The following is a 17,223-nucleotide window of genomic DNA, read 5'->3' as shown; positions in this document are numbered from 1 at the left end:
GCGCAGGACGGCCTTTGTGCTTTCCGGGAGCTACAGCGCCACGCCCAGCAGCGCGTCCACGGCGTCGCGCACGAGTGCGGGGGCCGAGTGGTCCGAGCCGCCGGTGGCCAGCGCCTCGGCCGCCCACGCGTCCACGGCGGCCAGCGCGCGCGGGGTGTCCAGGTCGTTGCCGAGGTGGTCGCGCAGGCGTGCGATCGTGTCCTCGGCCGACGGGCCCGCGACCACGGCGGTCGCGGCGCGCCAGCGGTCGAGCCTGGCCTTCGCCTCGTCGAGCAGGGCGTCGCTCCACGGCCGGTCGGTCCGGTAGTGCCCGGCGAACAGGGCGAGCCGGACCGCGTTCGGGTCGACCTCCTGGGCCCGCAGCTTCGACACGAAGACCAGGTTGCCCCTGGACTTCGACATCTTCTCCCCGTCGAGGCCGATCATGCCCGCGTGCACGTAGTGCCGGGCGAACGGGTGCTCGCCGGTCAGCGCCTCCGCGTGCGCGGAGCTGTACTCGTGGTGCGGGAAGACCAGGTCGGAGCCGCCGCCCTGGACGTCGAACGCCGTGCCGAGGCGGTTGAGCGCGATGGCGCTGCACTCGATGTGCCAGCCGGGGCGGCCCGCGCCGAAGTCCGACGGCCACGACGGCTCGCCCGGCCGTTCCATCCGCCACAGCAGCGCATCCAACGGGTGCCGCTTGCCCGGCCGGTCGGGGTCCCCGCCGCGTTCGGCGAAGAACCCGAGCATCGTCTCCTCGTCGTAGTTCGACTCGTAGCCGAACCGCCCGGTCGCGGAGTGGTCGAAGTACAGGTCGGGGTACTCGGCGTCGTCGACCCGGTAGGCGGACCCGTCCGCGACGAGCTTCGCGATGGCCTCGACGATCTCCGGGATCGCTTCCACGGCCCCGATGTACTGGCGCGGCGGCAGCACCCGCAGCGCCACCATGTCCTCGCGGAACAGCGCCGTCTCGCGCATCCCGAGCACGACCCAGTCGTCCTGGTCGCGCTCGGCGCGCTCCAGCAGCGGGTCGTCGATGTCCGTGACGTTCTGCACGTAGTGCACGTCGTGGCCGTTGTCGAGCCACAGCCGGTGCACGAGGTCGAAGGCGAGGTACGTGGCGGCGTGCCCGAGGTGCGTGGCGTCGTACGGCGTGATGCCGCAGACGTACAACCTGGCGGTTGCGCCCGGCGCGGTGGGGCGGACCTCGCCCGTGGCCGTGTCGAACAACCGCAGGGGTCGAGGTTCGCCCGCTACCCGCGGCACAGGGGTGGATGACCAGGTCTGCATGTGTTCGACCCTAACCCGAGTGCGCGGCCTGGGCGGACTTCTCGGCTGCTGGGACGCCGGTCACACCGGCGCGCGAGAGCGCCGACGGCCACCACACCGCGCGTCCGATGTCCACGGTCAGCGCGGGCACGAGCAGCGACCGCACGACCAGCGTGTCGAGCAGCACGCCGAACGCCACCAGGAACGCGATCTGCGCCAGGAACAAGATCGGCAGCACCGCCAGCGCCGCGAACGTCGCCGCCAGCACCACGCCTGCCGACGTGATCACCCCGCCGGTCACCGACAGCCCGATCAGCGTCCCCTCGCGGGTGCCGTGGCGCAGGGACTCCTCGCGGACCCTGGTCATCAGGAAGATGTTGTAGTCGATCCCGAGCGCCACGAGGAACACGAACGCGAACAGCGGCACGCTCGGATCCGCTCCGGGGAAGTCCAGCACGTGGTTGAACACCAGCGCCCCGACCCCCAGCGTCGCCGCGAACGACAGCACGACCGTCGCGATGAGCAGCAACGGCGCCAGCAGCGCCCGCAGCAGCAGCGCCAGGATGAGGAAGATCACCAGCAGCACCACGGGGATGATCACCCGCAGGTCCCGCTTGGCCGTGTCCTGCACGTCGACCTGGATGGCCGTGACCCCGCCGACGAGCGCGGTGGGGTGCAACTCGGTCCGCAACTGCCGCAAGGCCGTCGTCGACTCCGCGCTGTCCGCGGGCGCCTTCAACGTGGCCAGCAGCTCCACCCGCCCGTCGACGACCTTGTCCCCGGACGGCGCGACCTCAGCCACCCCCGGCACCGCCTTCGCCTTGGCGATCGCGTCCTGCGCGGCCCCCTGCTCGACGATGATCACCGCGGGCGACCCCGTGCCACCGTCGAAGTGCTTGGTCAGCACCTCCTGGCCCGTCACGGCCTCGACCGGGTTGAGGAAGAAGTCGGTCTGCGCGACCCCGCTGGCCTTGAGCTGCGGCACGAACGCGATCCCGACCAGCAGCACGAACGTCGTCAGGATCCAGGTCGCCCGAGCGCGCCGCCCGACCAACCCGGACACCCGCTGCCAGAGCCCGTTCTCCTTGTGCGCCACCGTGTCGAACTTCGGCCGGAACGGCCAGAACGCGGCCCGCCCGAGCAGCGCGAGCATCGACGGCAGGAACGTCAGCGTGGCGACGAGGGACGCCGCGATCCCGATGGCGGCGACCGGCCCGAGCCCCTGGTTCGACTTCAAGTCGGAGAGCAGCAAGCAGAGAAGCCCGATGATCACCGTCCCGGCAGAGGCCACGATCGGCTCCAACGACCGCTTCATGGCCGTGCGCAACGAACTCCACCGATCCTCGTGCCGGTGCAGTTCCTCCCGGAACCGCGCGACGAGGAGCAGCGAGTAGTCCGTGGACGCTCCGAACACGAGGATGAACAGGATCCCCTGGCTCTGCCCGTTGAGCGTCAACACGTCCTCACGGGCGAGCAGGTACACCGCGATCACGGCGAGGCACAACGCCAACCCGGCGTTCAGGATCACCACGAGCGGCAGCAGCGGACTCCGGTACACGACGAGCAGGATCAACGCGACGACAACAGCGGTCACGAGCAACAACAACCCGTCAATCCCACCAAAGGCGTTGGCGAAGTCCCCCAGAATCCCCGCGGGCCCGGTCACGTACACCGTCAACCCAGCGGGCAACCCCTCCCGCACCACACCACGCAGCTCCTCCACCACCGACGTGATCTTCGACCCCACCGGCTTCAACGGCACGAGCACCTGCGCCGCCTGCCCGTCCTGGGACGGCCGAGGCCCCACAACATCCCCGGCAAGCCCGTCAAACCCCGAAAGCGCCTCCCCACGCCCCACAACGGCCTTGAGGTCAGCCTCGGTCAGACCACCAACCCGCTCGAACACCACCAACGCGGGCAACGACTCCTTGTCGGCGAACCGCTTCTGCCAGTCAGCAACCTCGGTGGCCTCCGCCGCGGCGGGCAGGAACGACGCGTTGTCGTTCTTCTGCACCTCGGACAACTTGCCCTGCAACGGCCCACCGACACCACCGACGAGCAACCACACGGCGACCAGGAGCGCGGGCAAAGTCCAACGGAGCCACTTCATGGTGCAGAAGGCTAAGCGGCCCCACCCACCCCCGCCTGACGGACAAGGTCACATGTCGGACAAACCACACCACGACCACAGACCACCAACAGAGCCAGGACCGCAAGGTGACCACAAGCAGGCCCAAGACAACGCAGTGCCCCACCAAGCAGGCACAGGACTGATTGGTGACCACAAGCATGCGCCGGGGCAACGTAGCGGCCCACCACCCCGGCACAGGGCACACCAGCAACCACGCTGGGACTGGCAGGCGCGGGCCACGGAACGTGGCCGATTTGACATGGGGATTTCGGCCTTAAAATTGGAGATCGGGCAGGCCTTCGGGCACTGCCTTTTGGCCCGATCAAGGCCGAAATGAGGGGCCCCATGTCAAATCGGCCACAGCACGCTGGAACTAGCGTCGCCTGCTGACTGAGCTGGAACTAGGGCTCACGGGAGCGACCAAGGCTGGAACCAGGGCTCACGGATCGACCAGCGCTGGAACCAGGGCTCACGAGTGACCACGGCTGGAACGATCGTCGCCGGCTGACCACAACGGCAGCCACCACCCCACGCCCCAAACCCCACGGCCCCACCCCTCCACCGGCGTACGCTCGAACGCAGGTAGCAGGAGGAGATGGTCCGCGTGATCCTCGACATCGTGCTTGGCGTTCTCGGCCTCACCGCTCTGGGTCTCGGGTCCAGTGCCCGTGTGATCAAGCAGTTCGAGCAGGGGATCGTCTTCCGGTTCGGGCGTGTTCGGGAGCACCTCCGCGGGCCCGGTCTCACCATGCTCGTCCCCGGTGTCGACCGGCTGAAGAAGGTCAACCTCCAGATCGTCACCCTCCCCATCCCGGCCCAGGACGGCATCACCCGCGACAACGTCACGCTCCGCGTGGACGCCGTCGTCTACTTCAAGGTCGTCGACCCGGTGCGGGCCGTGGTCAACGTCGAGGACTACCGGGCCGCGATCCTCCAGGTCGCGCAGACCTCGCTCCGCTCGATCATCGGCAAGAGCGAACTCGACGACCTCCTCTCCAACCGCGAGAACCTCAACCAGGGGCTGGAGCTGATGATCGACACGCCCGCCCTCGGCTGGGGCGTGGACATCGACCGGGTCGAGATCAAGGACGTCGCGCTCCCGGAGGGCATGAAGCGGTCCATGTCGCGGCAGGCCGAGGCGGAACGGGAACGGCGGGCCCGGATCATCACGGCCGACGGCGAGCTCCAGGCGTCCGTGAAGCTCTCCCAGGCCGCCGCGACCATGTCCGACACCCCGGCCGCCCTGCAACTGCGCCTCCTCCAGACCATCGTCGAGGTCGCGGCCGAGAAGAACTCGACCCTGGTCCTCCCCTTCCCGGTGGAACTGCTCCGCTTCCTGGAGAAGAGCTCCGACGCGCTGGACCGCCAAGCGGCCGCTGAACCGAGCAAGCCCGAGGACAACTCCCCACCTGACCGATTGCCCACCGCGTAGCTCGGGTGGAGCATGGATGCCGCTCACGTCCTGGCGACGAGGGAGGCGGCATGACGACACTCAGGCCCACACCGGTGGTCCCGCACCCCGGCGCCGCCAGACCACGCCCCAAGGGCTCGGTCCTGCTGTCGCTGCTCCGGACCACCGATCCGAAGCAGATCGGCCTGCTCTACCTCGTCACGTCGTTCGCGTTCTTCATGGTCGGCGGCGTGATGGCGCTGCTCATGCGCGCGGAACTGGCCCGCCCCGGCCTCCAGTTCCTGTCGAACGAGCAGTACAACCAGCTGTTCACCATGCACGGCACGATCATGCTGCTGCTGTACGCGACCCCGATCCTCTTCGGGTTCGCCAACTACATCCTCCCGCTCCAGATCGGCGCGCCGGACGTCGCCTTCCCGCGCCTCAACGCGTTCTCGTACTGGCTCTACCTGTTCGGCGGCCTGATCGTGCTGGCCTCGTTCCTCACGCCCGGCGGCGCGGCAGACTTCGGCTGGACCGCGTACACGCCGTTGAGCAGCGCCATGCACTCCCCCGGTCTCGGCGCGGACCTGTGGATCATGGGTCTGGCGGTGAGCGGTCTCGGCACGATCCTCGGCGGCGTCAACATGACCACCACCGTCGTCTGCCTGCGCGCGCCCGGCATGACGATGTGGCGGATGCCGATCTTCACCTGGAACATCCTGGTCACCAGCATCCTGATCCTGCTGGCGTTCCCCATCCTCACCGCCGCCCTGATGGGCCTGGCCGCCGACCGCCACCTCGGCGCGCACGTGTTCGACCCGGCCAACGGCGGCGTGATCCTGTGGCAGCACCTGTTCTGGTTCTTCGGCCACCCCGAGGTGTACATCGTGGCGCTGCCGTTCTTCGGCATCATCACCGAGGTCATCCCGGTGTTCAGCCGCAAACCCCTGTTCGGCTACAAGGGGATGGTGTTCGCGACCCTGGCCATCGCCATGCTGTCGGTCGCGGTGTGGGCGCACCACATGTACGCGACCGGCGCGGTGCTGCTGCCGTTCTTCTCGGCGCTGACGTTCCTGATCTCCGTGCCGACCGGCATCAAGTTCTTCAACTGGATCGGCACGATGTGGCGCGGCCAGGTGACGTTCGAGTCGCCGATGCTGTTCAGCGTCGGCTTCCTGGTCACGTTCCTGCTCGGCGGTCTGACCGGCATCCTGCTGGCGTCGCCGCCGGTGGACTTCCACGTCACCGACACGTACTTCGTCGTCGCCCACTTCCACTACGTGCTGTTCGGCACCATCGTGTTCGCCACCTACGCGGGAATCTACTTCTGGTTCCCCAAGATGACCGGCCGGATGCTCAACGAGGGCTTGGGCAAGCTGCACTTCTGGACCACGTTCATCGGCTTCCACCTGACGTTCCTCGTGCAGCACTGGCTCGGCAACGAGGGCATGCCCCGGCGTTACGCGGACTACCTTCCGGGCGACGGCTTCACGTTCCTCAACACCCTGTCCACGATCGGCGCGTTCCTCCTCGGCGCCTCCGTGCTCCCGTTCGTGTACAACGTCTTCCGCAGCTACCGCTTCGGCGACCCGGCCGGGGCGGACGACCCGTGGGGCTTCGGCAACTCCCTGGAGTGGGCCACCACCTCGCCACCGCCCCGGCACAACTTCCTGGAACTGCCCCGAATCCGCTCCGAGCGCCCGGCGTTCGAACTGCACTACCCGCACATGGTCGACCGGATGCGCGCCGAGTCCCACTTCTCACTGCTGAAACCGGGCAAGCACCGCGTGGGCAAGGACCGCGCCACGGACACGGCACTGGCCGCCGACCGCGAGCCGGAACCGTAGCGACGGGCCCGCGTCACGGGGTTGAGCGGCCCAGGCACCGGTCTCGCAGGTCCGAGCGGAGCAGGTCCAGGTGTTCGGTGTCCGGTGGCAGGTCCAGGCTGTCCAGCAGGGCCAGTGCCGCCACGGGGTCCAGGTCGCCGAACACGTCGTAGCGGCTGCCGAGCAGGCCGTGGAACAGCGCCGGGTGCAGGGCGGGCACGTCGGCGGCCGCCTGGTAGACCGGCTGCTTGACCAGCCACGGCACCGGGCCGGAGACGGCGAGGACCCGGCGGTTGCGGCGGAGCGGGCCGTCGGCGAGGTCGTCCGGGCGGGTCACCACCTCGGTGAACGCGGTCTCGGCCGTCAGCGGGTCCTCGAACCAGTCGACCCACAGCGAGTACGTGACCGGCTCGGCCGACGCCGGGTCCTCCAAGCGCTGCCGGTACCCCGCCCAGAACAGGGCCTGTGCGGCGGGGTCCAGCGGGGTGGTCTTGAGGTACATCGCCACGGCGTACTGGTCGAGGAGGTCCAGCAGCCCCAGCGCCACCAGGACCCGTCCGCTGCCGTCCAGCGCCGGGTCCTCCAGCGCCTTGTCGGTCCACTCGTGGGCCAGTTCGTTCGCGCTGAACCGCTCCTCGCCCTGGAGCCACTCGTCGCCGTCGCCCGTCACTCCGCGCTCGGCCAACCACGCCCGCGCCACCCGCGCGCCCTCGCTGTTCACCACCCCAGTGTGGCCACGGGCCGGGACTTGACCCAATTTCATTCGCGCGCTAATAATTAGCGCGTTAACGAAAAGAAGGAGACCCGCATGACGACCGCCACCGGCCTCTCACTGATCACCGACACCGTCGAGGAGGGCCGCGACCTGGCCATCAAGCTCGCCCGGCTGACCGTCAAGGCGACCCAGCCGGACGCCGAGGTGCGCGGCAGGCTGCGGCCGGTCTACGCCGAGGACGCGGGCGGGCTGATCGCCATCGCGCACGTCGTGGCCACGGAGTTCGCTACGATCGCGGCGGCAAACCACTACTGGCGCTAGGACTTCCCATCGCCCACAGCCTGCACGACCAGCCCTGCTTCGACCTGTACACGACCGTGCAGGCGATCCAGCGCGCGTACCGGCCGATGCTGGAGCCGCTGGGGCTGACGTACCCGCAGTACGTGGTGATGCTGGCGCTGTGGGAGACCGACGGCGTGAGCGTCGTCGAGCTCGGCCGCGCCACCCGGCTCGACTCCCCTACCCTCACCCCGCTGCTGAAGCGGTTGCAGGACAAGGGGGTCATCACCCGCGAACGGGACGCCGCCGACGAGCGCAGGCTCGTGGTCGCGGTGACCGAGGCCGGTCGCGAGCTCCAGCGGGCGGCGTGGGACGTGCCGGGGCGCATGGTGTGCGAGGTGGGGCTGTCCGAAGAGGACCTGGTCCTGCTGCACCGGCTGTGCGCGGGGATGCGGCTGTCGTTGAAGGAGAACGAGGCGTCCCGGACGTGAGGTCCGGGACGCCTCCGCGTCTCACCGCCTGCGCTTGCGGGACCGCAGGTAGTCGCTGACGACGGCCGCGCCGAGGCCGTCCTCGTCCGGCGCGACCACGCGCCCGCCGCCGCGGCGGGCGACGATGTCGACGAACTCGGTCAGGCGGGGGTCGTCGCCGAGCCGGAACACGGTGATCGACGCGCCCAGCTTGGCGATGTTGTCGACCTCCACCAGGGTCTTGCCGATCGTGCGGTCCAGCGGCGGGTAGTGGAACTCGGCCTCGCCGCTGGGTTCCAGGTGGGCCGTCGGCTCGCCGTCGGTGACCACCAGGACGACCGGCTGGGCGTCCGGGTGGCGGCGCAGGTGACGGCCCGCGAGCAGCAGCGCGTGGTGCAGGTTGGTGCCCTGCTCCCACACGCCCTCCAACGACGTGAGGCCGCCGATGTCGACGGTCTCGGCGTGCCTGCCGAAGGTGATCAGTTCCAGCGCGTCCGTGCGGAACTTGGTGCGCACCAGGTGGTGCAGCGCCAACGCGGTCCGCTTCATCGGGACCCACCGGCCGTCCTGCACCATGGACCACGACGTGTCCACGCACAGCGCGACCGCCGCGCGCGACCGCTGCTCGGTCTCGGTGACCTCGACGTCGACCACGTCCAGCGTGACCGGGCCGCCACCGCTGCGCAGCACCGCGTTGGTGACCGTGCGGGGCACGTTCCACGGCTCCGAGTCGCCGAACTGCCACGGCCGGGTGCTGCCGATGGGCTCACCGGCCGCGCCCGCCCGGTTGTTGTCCCGGTCGCCGCGCGGGGTGCGGACGCTGTCCACGACGCCGCGCAGCGCGGTCTCCCCCAAGCGCCGCAACGCTTTCGGGGTCAACCGGAGGTCGCCGTCCGGGCCGCGTTCGAGCAGGTTCTGCTGTCGCAGCTCCCGTTCCAACTCGGCCAGGCGACGGGCGTCGACGCCCGCCTCGGCCCCCAACTGCTGGACCAGCGACTCGACGTCGATGTCCTCCAGGCGCGCGCCGGGGTAGGACTGGCCCAGCTGCTCGGCCAGCGCGTCCAGGTCGGCCAGGTCGGACATCGCCTGCGCGCCCTCGCCGAGGCCCAACGGGTTCTGGCCGCGGAAGCGGGCCGAGCCCGTCCAGTCCTCGCCGGGGCGCAGGCCTTGCAGCAGCGAGTCCAACTGGGACAGCTGCTGCCCCACGCCGGAGTTGCCGAACGCCTGCTGCGACAGCTCCGCCAGTTCGGCGCGCTGCTCGTCGGTCATCGAGTTCATCATCCGCTGGGCGGCGGCCGACCTGGCGGCCAGCGCGTCGATCAGCTCGTCGACGTTGCGCGGGTTCTCCGGGAAGAACTCGCCGTGCTTGCGCATGAACTCGTCGAACCTGCGCGGGGTGTCCTCGTCGCCCGCCGCGTGCCCGGCCAGCAGCTCGTTGAGGTCCGACAGCATCTCCTGGATGCGCTGGACGTCGCCCTGGTCGACGTTGCCCATCGCCTCCTTCATGCCCTGGAAGCGCTGGTCCATCAACTCCCGGCCCAGCAGGTTCCGGATCTTCTCGTAGGACTCGCGGGCCTCGGAGGACCGCCAGTCGTACTCGGCCAGGTCGCGCACCGCCGCGGCGGTGCCCGGCGGCAGCGCGTCGAGCTGCGCCTCGCGGAACCGGGCGTCGTCGGTCGGCTCCGGGAACAGCGCCTTGCGCTCGGCGCTCAACGCCTCCGAGAGCAGGCGCTGGACCTCCTGCAACGTGCCGTCGAGGCGGTGGCGGCGCTGGATGTCCGACCGCTTCTTCCACAGCTTGGACATGAGGTCGTCCAGGCCGCGCGTGCCCTGGACGCCGCGGCGCAGCAGCTCGCGCAGCGCCGCGGCCGGGGACGAGCCCTCCATGACCTCGCGGCCCAGCTCGTCCATGGCCGCCCGCAGGTCCGTGGGCGGCGCCAACGGGTCCGGGCCGTCGACGTAGCGCCCGTAGCGGTATCCGCTCATCCGTACACCGATCGATCGTCGTCGCTGTCCTTGCCGATCTGGCGGGTCAGGTAGAGCGACTCCAGCGCCAGCTCGACGGCGGAGGCGATCTTGCCCACCGGGTCCTTCGGGCCGACGCCCAGGCGGGCCGCGACCTCGTGCAGGACCGGCAGCTCGGGCAGAGCCGCGAGCATGTCGCCCGCGTGCACCCGCTCGCCGGTGGCAACGGGGTGGCCGTCGGTGACCGCGTCCGCGAGCGACCGGAGGTTGAGCCCGGCGAACGTGGAGCGGGCGGTGTCGGCGATCGAGCGGCGCAGCAGGTGCGTGAGGATCTCGACCTCACGGCCCTCCTCGCCAGCCTCGAACTCCAGCTTGCCGCGCAGCACCTCGGGGACGGACTCGAGGTCGACCGGGCGGGCGACCGCGGGGGTCTCGCCGACCAGGGCCGAGCGGCGCAGCGCGGACGCGGCGACGGTCTCGGCGGCCGCGACGGCGAACCGGGCGGAGACGCCGGAGCGCTGGTCGATCGCGGACGACTCGCGCAGGTGGCGCACGAACCGGGCGACGACCTCGATCAGGTGGTCGCCGACCTCGGCGACCAGGTCGGCCTCCTGGCGGACCAGGTCGATCTCGTGGGAGATCTCCAACGGGTAGTGCGTGCGGATCTCGGCGCCGAACCGGTCCTTGAGCGGCGTGATGATCCGGCCGCGGTTGGTGTAGTCCTCGGGGTTCGCCGTGGCGACGAGCAGCACGTCCAGCGGCAGCCGCAGCGTGTAGCCGCGGACCTGGATGTCGCGCTCCTCCATCACGTTGAGCAGCGAGACCTGGATGCGCTCGGCGAGGTCGGGCAGCTCGTTGATGGCGATGATGCCGCGGTGCGAGCGCGGCAGGAGTCCGTAGTGGATGGTCTCGGGGTCGCCGAGGCTGCGGCCCTGCGCGACCTTGACCGGGTCCACGTCGCCGACGAGGTCGCCGACGGACGTGTCCGGCGTGGCGAGCTTCTCGGCGTAGCGCTGGTCGCGGTGCCGCCAGACGACGGGCAGCTCGTCGCCCAGCTCCTCGGCGCGGCGCTTGGACTCGGGCGAGATCGGGTCGAGCGGGTGCTCGCCCAGCTCGGAGCCCTCGATGACGGGGGTCCACTCGTCGAGCAGGCCGACCAGGGTGCGCAGGAGGCGGGTCTTGCCCTGGCCGCGCTCGCCGAGCAGCACGAAGTCGTGGCCGGCGAGCAGGGCGCGTTCGAGCTGCGGGACGACCGTGCGGTCGAAGCCCACGATGCCGGGCCACGGGTCCTTGCCCGCGCGCAGCGCGGCCAGCAGGTTCTCGCGGATCTCGGTCTTCACGCTGCGGGGCAGGTGGCCCGCGGCGCGGAGCTCACCCGCGGTACGGGGAAGTGCGGAGGAGACGGTCACCCGTTCGACGCTACGCACGTTTGCCGGAACGGTCGACGTGGAGCGACTCCAGCCTGGTCGCGGCCGTCCGTCCTCGTGGGACGGGAGGCCGTAGGGTCACACCTTCGTCACGGTGCCCGAACGGCCGCGCGAGAGCCGGGAGAATGCACCGAACCCCGGACAACGCACCAATTCGGACAACCAGGACATCGGAGCGTCAGGTGAGCGGCAGCGTCGACTTCAGGTGGTCACCGGAACCGGCGGACTGGGGTGACGCGCTGCGGTCGGCGGTGCCGATGTTCCGCTGGGCGCCCTGGTTCGCCGGGGTCGTCCTCGCGGGCTCGGTGGTCCTGCTGCTCAGCGGGTCCACAGCCGCCGGCCTGTTCGGCATCGCGGTGGCGGGCGTGGTCGCCGTGCTGATCCCGATCCAGGTGCGGATCGACTTCAGCGGCCACCCGCTGGCCGCGAACACCGTGACGGCCACCGCGGACGACCACTCGCTGCGGATGACCGTGGGCGAGGCGGCCCGCAGCGAACTGCCGTGGGCGCGCCTGCCCGCGTGGACGGAGACCCGGCGCGGGTTCATCCTGCGCACGCAGGACGGCGCCCGCGGCCCGATGTACGCCGTGCCCTACCGCGCCTTCGAGGACAACAACGCCCGGAACCGGTTCCGGGATCTGCTCGTCCGCCACGTGGGACCGGCCGCCTGAGGACGGAGCACCCCTTCCGAGGCACTAACCTTGGACAGCGTGTCTTGTGCGAGTGCGACGCTGGTCGTCTGGACCTCCGCGTGGCTGCATGGAGCAGCCGCGGCCGACGACGTCCTTGACGCCCTTCAAGTGTGGGCGGACCTGCACGAAGTGGTGGCCGACGACGACGGGACGGCCACCGCGCTCGACCTCCCCGGCCCGGACGAGGCCCCGGTCGGCCCGGCGCTGCTGCTGGCCTCGCTGAGGCGCGCGGGCACCCGCACGGGCAGGCTGGCCCTCCCCGTACCGGGTGACGTTCGCGGCCTCGGCGGCAAGGGCCCGCTCAGCACGTGCGCGCTGCGCGCGGGCGAGGCCGTGGTGCTGCCGGACACCGGCGTGGGGCTGGTGCCGAAGATCGTCGCCGACGGCGTGATGCGCTGGACCGTGTTCGACCTGCCGTCCGCGTCGGGCGCCGAGCACGTGCCCATCGGCGAGGCCGAGCACGGTCTGGCCAGCGCGATGCGCCAGGCCGCGACCGCGTTGGTGACGCTGGACGTGGCCAAGCACCGCCCGAACGTGCGCGAGGAGATCGCCGCGCTGTCCACGAAGCACTCGAAGCTGGAGTGGCCCGCGGGGATGCCGCCGCGGGCGGTCCGGGTGCTGCAACGGGCCGCGGAGGTCGCCGCGATCCTGGAGGTCGCGGGCACCGAGGCCCCCGGTGGGGCCAAGTCGGCGTCGGCCATGCAGGCCCGCGACGAGGCGCTGCGGCCGTTGTCGGACGCGGTGCGCCGGGCGCGCTGCGGCGCCGTGGAGGAGGCCGTGCGCGTGCTGTCGGACCAGGCGGCCGGGCTGCACTAGCCGGACTGTTGCAGAACGCGGACACAACGCGGACCGGGCGGGCGAATCGCGCGTCGACCATCGACGTGGTGACCTCGCTGCTGACCAGGACGACCGCTCCTGCCCACCGCCACGGCGGCCGGTACCTCACGGCCGCCGTGGCCTGCCTGTCCGCGCTCGGGCTGACCTGCGCCGTGTTCGTGTGGACGCCGGGCGGCCAGTCGTTCGACACCGCCCTGCTGCCGCTGTCCGAGCGCGGCGCGAGCTACGAGCAGGACACCGCGCTGCTGGGACCCGCCAAGGCCGTGCTCGCGTTCCTCGGCGACGAACTGCTGCTGGGGGTCGTGCTGCTCGCCGCCGTGCTGCTGAGCAGGCGGCTGTGGACGTCGGTGGCGGCCGTGGGCGTCGTGCTCGGCTCGCTGGGGACGGCCAGGGTGCTCAAGCAGGTCGTCGCGCGCCCGGACCTGGACGTGGTCGGCTCGTCGACGCACAACAGCTTCCCCAGCGGCCACGTCGCCGTGGTGACCGCGCTGGTGCTGGCGTTCCTGCTGGTCCTGCCCCCGGCGGCGCGCTGGTGGGTGCTGGTGCCTGGGGTCGCCTCGGTCGTGGTGGTCGGGGCCTCGACGATGATCACCGGGTGGCACCGGCTCAGCGACGTCGTGGGCGGCGCGCTGGTCGCCGTGGTGCTGTACTGCCTGGCCGCCGCCGCGCTGGCGGACGACCGGGCGTCCTCGGCCGCGCGCGACGATAGTTGACCTCATGTCACGGGTGTTGTTGATCGAGGACGACCACGCGGTGCGCGACGGGCTGCGGCTGGCGCTGACCAGGCAGGGCCACGTGGTGGACGCCGTGGAGACCGGCGAGGAGGGCCTGGAGCGGCTGGCCTCGTCGGAGGTGCTGGTCCTGGACCTGATGCTGCCGGGAATCGACGGGTTCGAGGTGTGCAGGCGGGTCCGCGCCGCGGGCGACCTGCCGATCATCATGCTGACCGCGCGCGACGACGACATGGACGTCGTGGCCGGGCTGGAGGCCGGGGCCGACGACTACGTGGTCAAACCCGTACGGCCGCGCGTGCTGGAGGCCCGCATCCGGGCCGTGCTGCGCCGCGGCGCCGCCGGGGAGGCCAGGTCCGGGCCGGAACGGCACGGGGCGCTGACCATCGACCGGGTCGGGCTGGTGGTGAGCAAGGACGGCTCGCCGGTCGCGCTCGCGCCCACCGAGCTGCGGCTGCTGCTGGAGCTGTCCGGCACGCCCGGCCGGGTGCTCAGCCGTCAGCAGCTGCTGGAGTCGGTGTGGGAGCACGGGTACCTGGGCGACTCGCGGATCGTCGACGCCTGCGTGCAGCGGCTGCGGTCGAAGATCGAGGACGACTCGGCCGCGCCGGTGTACGTGCAGACCCTGCGCGGCTTCGGCTACCGGTTCGGGCCGCTGTGACGTTCGGCCTGCGCACGCGGCTGGTGGTCGCGTTCGCGCTCGTCGGAGTGCTCGCCGCGATGGCGGTCGCGGGCGGCATGTACCTCAAGGCCCGCTCGGTCATCCTCCAGCAGGCGCAGGACGCCGCCGTGCTGGCGTTGACCGACGGGGTGACCGGGATCGTGCCGGTGGGCGCGCTGCCGCTCACGGCGCGGCAGCTGGAGCAGATCGCGTCCGGGCTCTCCGACCGCGACGACAGCGCCGTGGCCGTCTACGGCGACCTGAGCGCGGGCGGGCTCCCCCTCTCGGTGGTCACGCCGGAGCTGCGCGCCGCCGTGCACGGCGGGCACGTGGCGTGGCAGCGGGTGTCCGCGGGCGGGGTGACGCAGCTGGTCAGCGGGACGAGGACCGCCGTGCCGGGACTGGAGGTCTACACGCTGCGCAGCCTGGAGCCCGCCGCCGCGAGCATCTCGGCGCTGGCGACGATCGCGTGGCTGTACGGCGCCGCCGCGCTGGTCGTCGCGTTCGCGCTGGCGCTGCTGGCCGCGCGCAGCGTGCTGCGGCCGGTGCGGGAACTCGACGACGCCGCGCGGCGCATGGGGTCCGGCGACCTGGAGTCCCGGTTGGACGTTCGCGGCGCGGACGAGCTGGCGGGACTCGCGGTGACGTTCAACCACACCGCGGACGCGTTGGGCAGGCACGTGGACGACCTGCGGCGGATGGAGGCCGACGCGCGCCGGTTCGTGGCCGACGTGTCGCACGAGCTGCGCACCCCGCTGGCCGCGATGACGGCGGTGGCGGACGTGCTCGACGAGGAGGACCTGTCCACGGACGGGGCGCAGGCCGCCCGGATCGTCGGCCAGGAGACGCGCAACCTGACCAGGCTGGTGAACGACCTCATGGAGATCAGCAGGTTCGACTCCGGCGCCGCCGCGCTGGTGCTCGACGACGTCGACGTGTCCGCCGCCGCGCGGGCGTCGCTGCGCGCGCGGGGCTGGCTCGACTCCGTCGAGACCGACCTGCCGACCGGGGTCGTGGCGCGGGTGGACCCACGACGGCTCGACGTGGTCCTGGCGAACCTCGTCGGCAACGCCGTCCGCCACGGCGACTCCCCCGTCTCCGTGGCGTTGAGGGCCGAGCCCGGCTGGATCGTCGTCACGGTGGCCGACCGCGGGCCGGGCCTGCCACCGGAGGTGCTGCCGCAGGTGTTCGACCGCTTCTACAAGGCCGACTCGGCACGGGCGCGCTCCACGGGTAGCGGCTTGGGCCTCGCCATCGCCCGCGAGAACGCCCGCCTGCACGGCGGCACCCTCGTCGCGGAGAACCGCCCGGACGGCGGCGCGCTGTTCACGCTGCGCCTGCCGAACGCCGGGGGCGACCGGTGAGGCGCCTGCTGCTGGTGCCGGTCCTGCTGCTGCTCACGAGCTGCGGCGTCCGCCCGAGCGAGGTGATCCTCGGCGGCCCCGCGCCAACGGCGACCACCACCGCCACCGTCTACCTGCTGCACGGCGGCGAACTCACCCCGGTCGTCCGCCCGAACCCGTCGTCCACCGACGTGCTGGCCCTGCTCGCGGCCGGTCCGACGACGGCGGAACGGGAACGGGGGTTCACCACCGAGGTGCCGCCCGGAACCACGTTCGAGGCCAGCGGGTCGACGGTGGCGGTCTCGGTCGACGTGACCGCGCTGTCGCCCGCAGCGGTGGACCAGATCGCGTGCACGGCGGCCGCCCCGATCACCCTGGTGAACGGCGGCCACACCAGCCTGGGCCCCCGGACGTGCCCCGTGGGCTAGTGCTTCGGCCTCTTCGCGGGTTCGCAGCACAGCGGGGCGCAGGGGGCGCCGTTGAGGGTGCAGCCCGCGCTCGGGAATGGCGAGAGCTTGCGCGGTTCGAGGTTCTCGGTGTGTTCGCGGACCAGTTCCAGGACCAGTTCGGCGAACCTGGGGTCGGCGTTGGGCGTGGCGGCGCGGGCGAAGGGCATGCCGAGTTCGGTGGCGCGGTCGCGGGCCTCGGTGTCGAGGTCCCACACGACCTCCAGGTGGTCGCTGACGAACCCGATGGGGCACACCAGGATTCCCGTCACGCCGTCCTTGTGCAGGGCTTCGACGTGGTCGACGATGTCCGGCTCCAGCCACGGGATCCGCGGCGGGCCGGAGCGGGACTGCCACACGACGTCGTAGGTGTCACGGCCCACGGCGTCGGCCACCAGGCGGGACGCCTCGGCGACCTGGCGGGAGTAGCGGTGGCCGCCCTCGGCGGGCGGGCCCGCGGCCTGGTCGGCCGACACGGGCACGGAGTGCGCGGTGAACACGAGCCGGTAGTCGGAGGGCAAGTCCACGGCGGCCGCGCGCACGGCGTCGGCGAAGGCGGCGACGAACAGCGGGTGGTCGAAGAACTGGCGGAGCTTCACCAGGTCGGGGGCGTCCGGCACGGCCTCTCGGGCGCGCAGGACGTCCTCGTCGTACTGGCGGCAGGCCGAGTAGCCGCCGTAGGCGCTGGTGGGGAACACGAGCGCGCGGCGCACGCCGTCGCGCTTCATCTCGGCGAGGGTGTCCTCGACCATCGGGTGCCAGTTGCGGTTGCCGAAGTAGACCGGAAGGTCCAGCCCGGCGGCGCGGACGGCGTCGATGGCGGCGAGGTTCAGGGCGTTGATCGGGGAGACGCCGCCGAAGTGCTGGTAGTGCGCCTCGACCTCGTCCAGCCGTTCGGGTGGCACACCACGGCCCCTGGTGACGTTTTCCAGGAAGGGACGGACGTCCGCTGGTCCTTCCGGGCCTCCGAACGACAACCAGAGCAGCGCGTCGTAACTCACCGCTACATCCTGGCCCCGTGGCCGGAGGACCGCACAACCGGGTCGACGTGCTGATGAT

The 17,223-nt window shown here is 71.4% G+C and carries 16 protein-coding genes; 10 read left to right on the top strand and 6 right to left on the bottom strand.

What is annotated here, in order from left to right:
- Positions 1 to 30: 30 nt before the first annotated feature.
- Positions 31 to 1,269: a cysteine--1-D-myo-inosityl 2-amino-2-deoxy-alpha-D-glucopyranoside ligase gene (gene mshC / locus ACFWW9_RS31375; RefSeq protein ID WP_390385410.1), complete on the bottom strand. Its 1,239-nt coding sequence runs from the start codon at positions 1,267 to 1,269 to the stop codon at positions 31 to 33.
- A gap of 10 nt (positions 1,270 to 1,279) precedes the next feature.
- Positions 1,280 to 3,358: an MMPL family transporter gene (locus tag ACFWW9_RS31370; protein ID WP_390385407.1), complete on the bottom strand. Its 2,079-nt coding sequence runs from the start codon at positions 3,356 to 3,358 to the stop codon at positions 1,280 to 1,282.
- 625 nt (positions 3,359 to 3,983) lie between these two features.
- Here ACFWW9_RS31370 and ACFWW9_RS31365 point away from each other — a divergent pair.
- Positions 3,984 to 4,811, top strand: coding sequence for a slipin family protein (locus ACFWW9_RS31365; RefSeq protein WP_390385405.1), 828 nt, complete (start codon positions 3,984 to 3,986; stop codon positions 4,809 to 4,811).
- A gap of 50 nt (positions 4,812 to 4,861) precedes the next feature.
- The gene (gene ctaD, locus ACFWW9_RS31360) at positions 4,862 to 6,619 is read left to right on the top strand and encodes a cytochrome c oxidase subunit I (protein ID WP_390385403.1); all 1,758 of its coding nucleotides are present in this window, start codon (positions 4,862 to 4,864) and stop codon (positions 6,617 to 6,619) included.
- Positions 6,620 to 6,632: 13 nt separating this feature from the next.
- On the opposite strand, the gene ACFWW9_RS31355 is transcribed toward ctaD, so the two are convergent.
- Positions 6,633 to 7,319 (bottom strand): hypothetical protein, encoded by a 687-nt coding sequence (locus tag ACFWW9_RS31355; protein ID WP_390385401.1) that lies wholly within the window; start codon positions 7,317 to 7,319, stop codon positions 6,633 to 6,635.
- 87 nt (positions 7,320 to 7,406) lie between these two features.
- On the opposite strand from ACFWW9_RS31355, the gene ACFWW9_RS31350 reads away from it, so the two are divergent.
- The gene (locus tag ACFWW9_RS31350) at positions 7,407 to 7,634 is read left to right on the top strand and encodes a hexameric tyrosine-coordinated heme protein (RefSeq protein ID WP_390385398.1); all 228 of its coding nucleotides are present in this window, start codon (positions 7,407 to 7,409) and stop codon (positions 7,632 to 7,634) included.
- A 56-nt stretch (positions 7,635 to 7,690) separates the two neighbouring features.
- A complete protein-coding gene (locus ACFWW9_RS31345) occupies positions 7,691 to 8,083 on the top strand; it encodes a MarR family winged helix-turn-helix transcriptional regulator (RefSeq protein ID WP_390385396.1) in 393 nt (130 codons plus the stop codon).
- 21 nt (positions 8,084 to 8,104) lie between these two features.
- On the opposite strand, the gene ACFWW9_RS31340 is transcribed toward ACFWW9_RS31345, so the two are convergent.
- Both ACFWW9_RS31340 and ACFWW9_RS31335 read right to left on the bottom strand, forming a co-directional pair.
- The gene (locus tag ACFWW9_RS31340; RefSeq protein WP_390385394.1) at positions 8,105 to 10,048 is read right to left on the bottom strand and encodes a VWA domain-containing protein; all 1,944 of its coding nucleotides are present in this window, start codon (positions 10,046 to 10,048) and stop codon (positions 8,105 to 8,107) included.
- Entirely contained in the window at positions 10,045 to 11,436 is a 1,392-nt protein-coding gene (locus ACFWW9_RS31335) for a sigma 54-interacting transcriptional regulator (protein ID WP_390385392.1), read from the bottom strand. Before ACFWW9_RS31335 ends, ACFWW9_RS31340 begins: the two co-directional genes overlap by 4 nt.
- 200 nt (positions 11,437 to 11,636) lie before the next feature.
- On the opposite strand from ACFWW9_RS31335, the gene ACFWW9_RS31330 reads away from it, so the two are divergent.
- The 6 genes from ACFWW9_RS31330 to ACFWW9_RS31305 all read left to right on the top strand — a co-directional run bounded on the left by ACFWW9_RS31330 (position 11,637) and on the right by ACFWW9_RS31305 (position 16,146).
- The gene (locus ACFWW9_RS31330) at positions 11,637 to 12,125 is read left to right on the top strand and encodes a YcxB family protein (protein WP_390385390.1); all 489 of its coding nucleotides are present in this window, start codon (positions 11,637 to 11,639) and stop codon (positions 12,123 to 12,125) included.
- Between the two features lie 39 nt (positions 12,126 to 12,164).
- The gene (locus ACFWW9_RS31325) at positions 12,165 to 12,962 is read left to right on the top strand and encodes a hypothetical protein (protein ID WP_390385388.1); all 798 of its coding nucleotides are present in this window, start codon (positions 12,165 to 12,167) and stop codon (positions 12,960 to 12,962) included.
- A 68-nt stretch (positions 12,963 to 13,030) separates the two neighbouring features.
- Entirely contained in the window at positions 13,031 to 13,696 is a 666-nt protein-coding gene (locus ACFWW9_RS31320; protein ID WP_390385386.1) for a phosphatase PAP2 family protein, read from the top strand.
- Positions 13,697 to 13,700: 4 nt separating this feature from the next.
- Positions 13,701 to 14,375 (top strand): response regulator, encoded by a 675-nt coding sequence (locus tag ACFWW9_RS31315; protein ID WP_390385384.1) that lies wholly within the window; start codon positions 13,701 to 13,703, stop codon positions 14,373 to 14,375.
- 59 nt (positions 14,376 to 14,434) lie between these two features.
- Positions 14,435 to 15,739: an ATP-binding protein gene (locus ACFWW9_RS31310; protein ID WP_390385414.1), complete on the top strand. Its 1,305-nt coding sequence runs from the start codon at positions 14,435 to 14,437 to the stop codon at positions 15,737 to 15,739.
- Positions 15,736 to 16,146, top strand: a complete 411-nt coding sequence (locus tag ACFWW9_RS31305) for a hypothetical protein (RefSeq protein ID WP_390385382.1) — start codon at positions 15,736 to 15,738, stop codon at positions 16,144 to 16,146. Before ACFWW9_RS31310 ends, ACFWW9_RS31305 begins: the two co-directional genes overlap by 4 nt.
- On the opposite strand, the gene ACFWW9_RS31300 is transcribed toward ACFWW9_RS31305, so the two are convergent.
- The gene (locus tag ACFWW9_RS31300) at positions 16,143 to 17,165 is read right to left on the bottom strand and encodes a ferrochelatase (protein ID WP_390385380.1); all 1,023 of its coding nucleotides are present in this window, start codon (positions 17,163 to 17,165) and stop codon (positions 16,143 to 16,145) included. The two genes, ACFWW9_RS31305 and ACFWW9_RS31300, sit on opposite strands and share 4 nt — an antisense overlap.
- Positions 17,166 to 17,223: the final 58 nt, after the last annotated feature.

Origin of the sequence: Umezawaea sp. NPDC059074 (genome assembly GCF_042738955.1) — a bacterium.
Taxonomy (GTDB): domain Bacteria; phylum Actinomycetota; class Actinomycetes; order Mycobacteriales; family Pseudonocardiaceae; genus Umezawaea.
The sequence above is the reverse complement of the archived record's forward strand: the minus strand, read 5'-3'. Positions and strand labels throughout refer to the sequence as shown.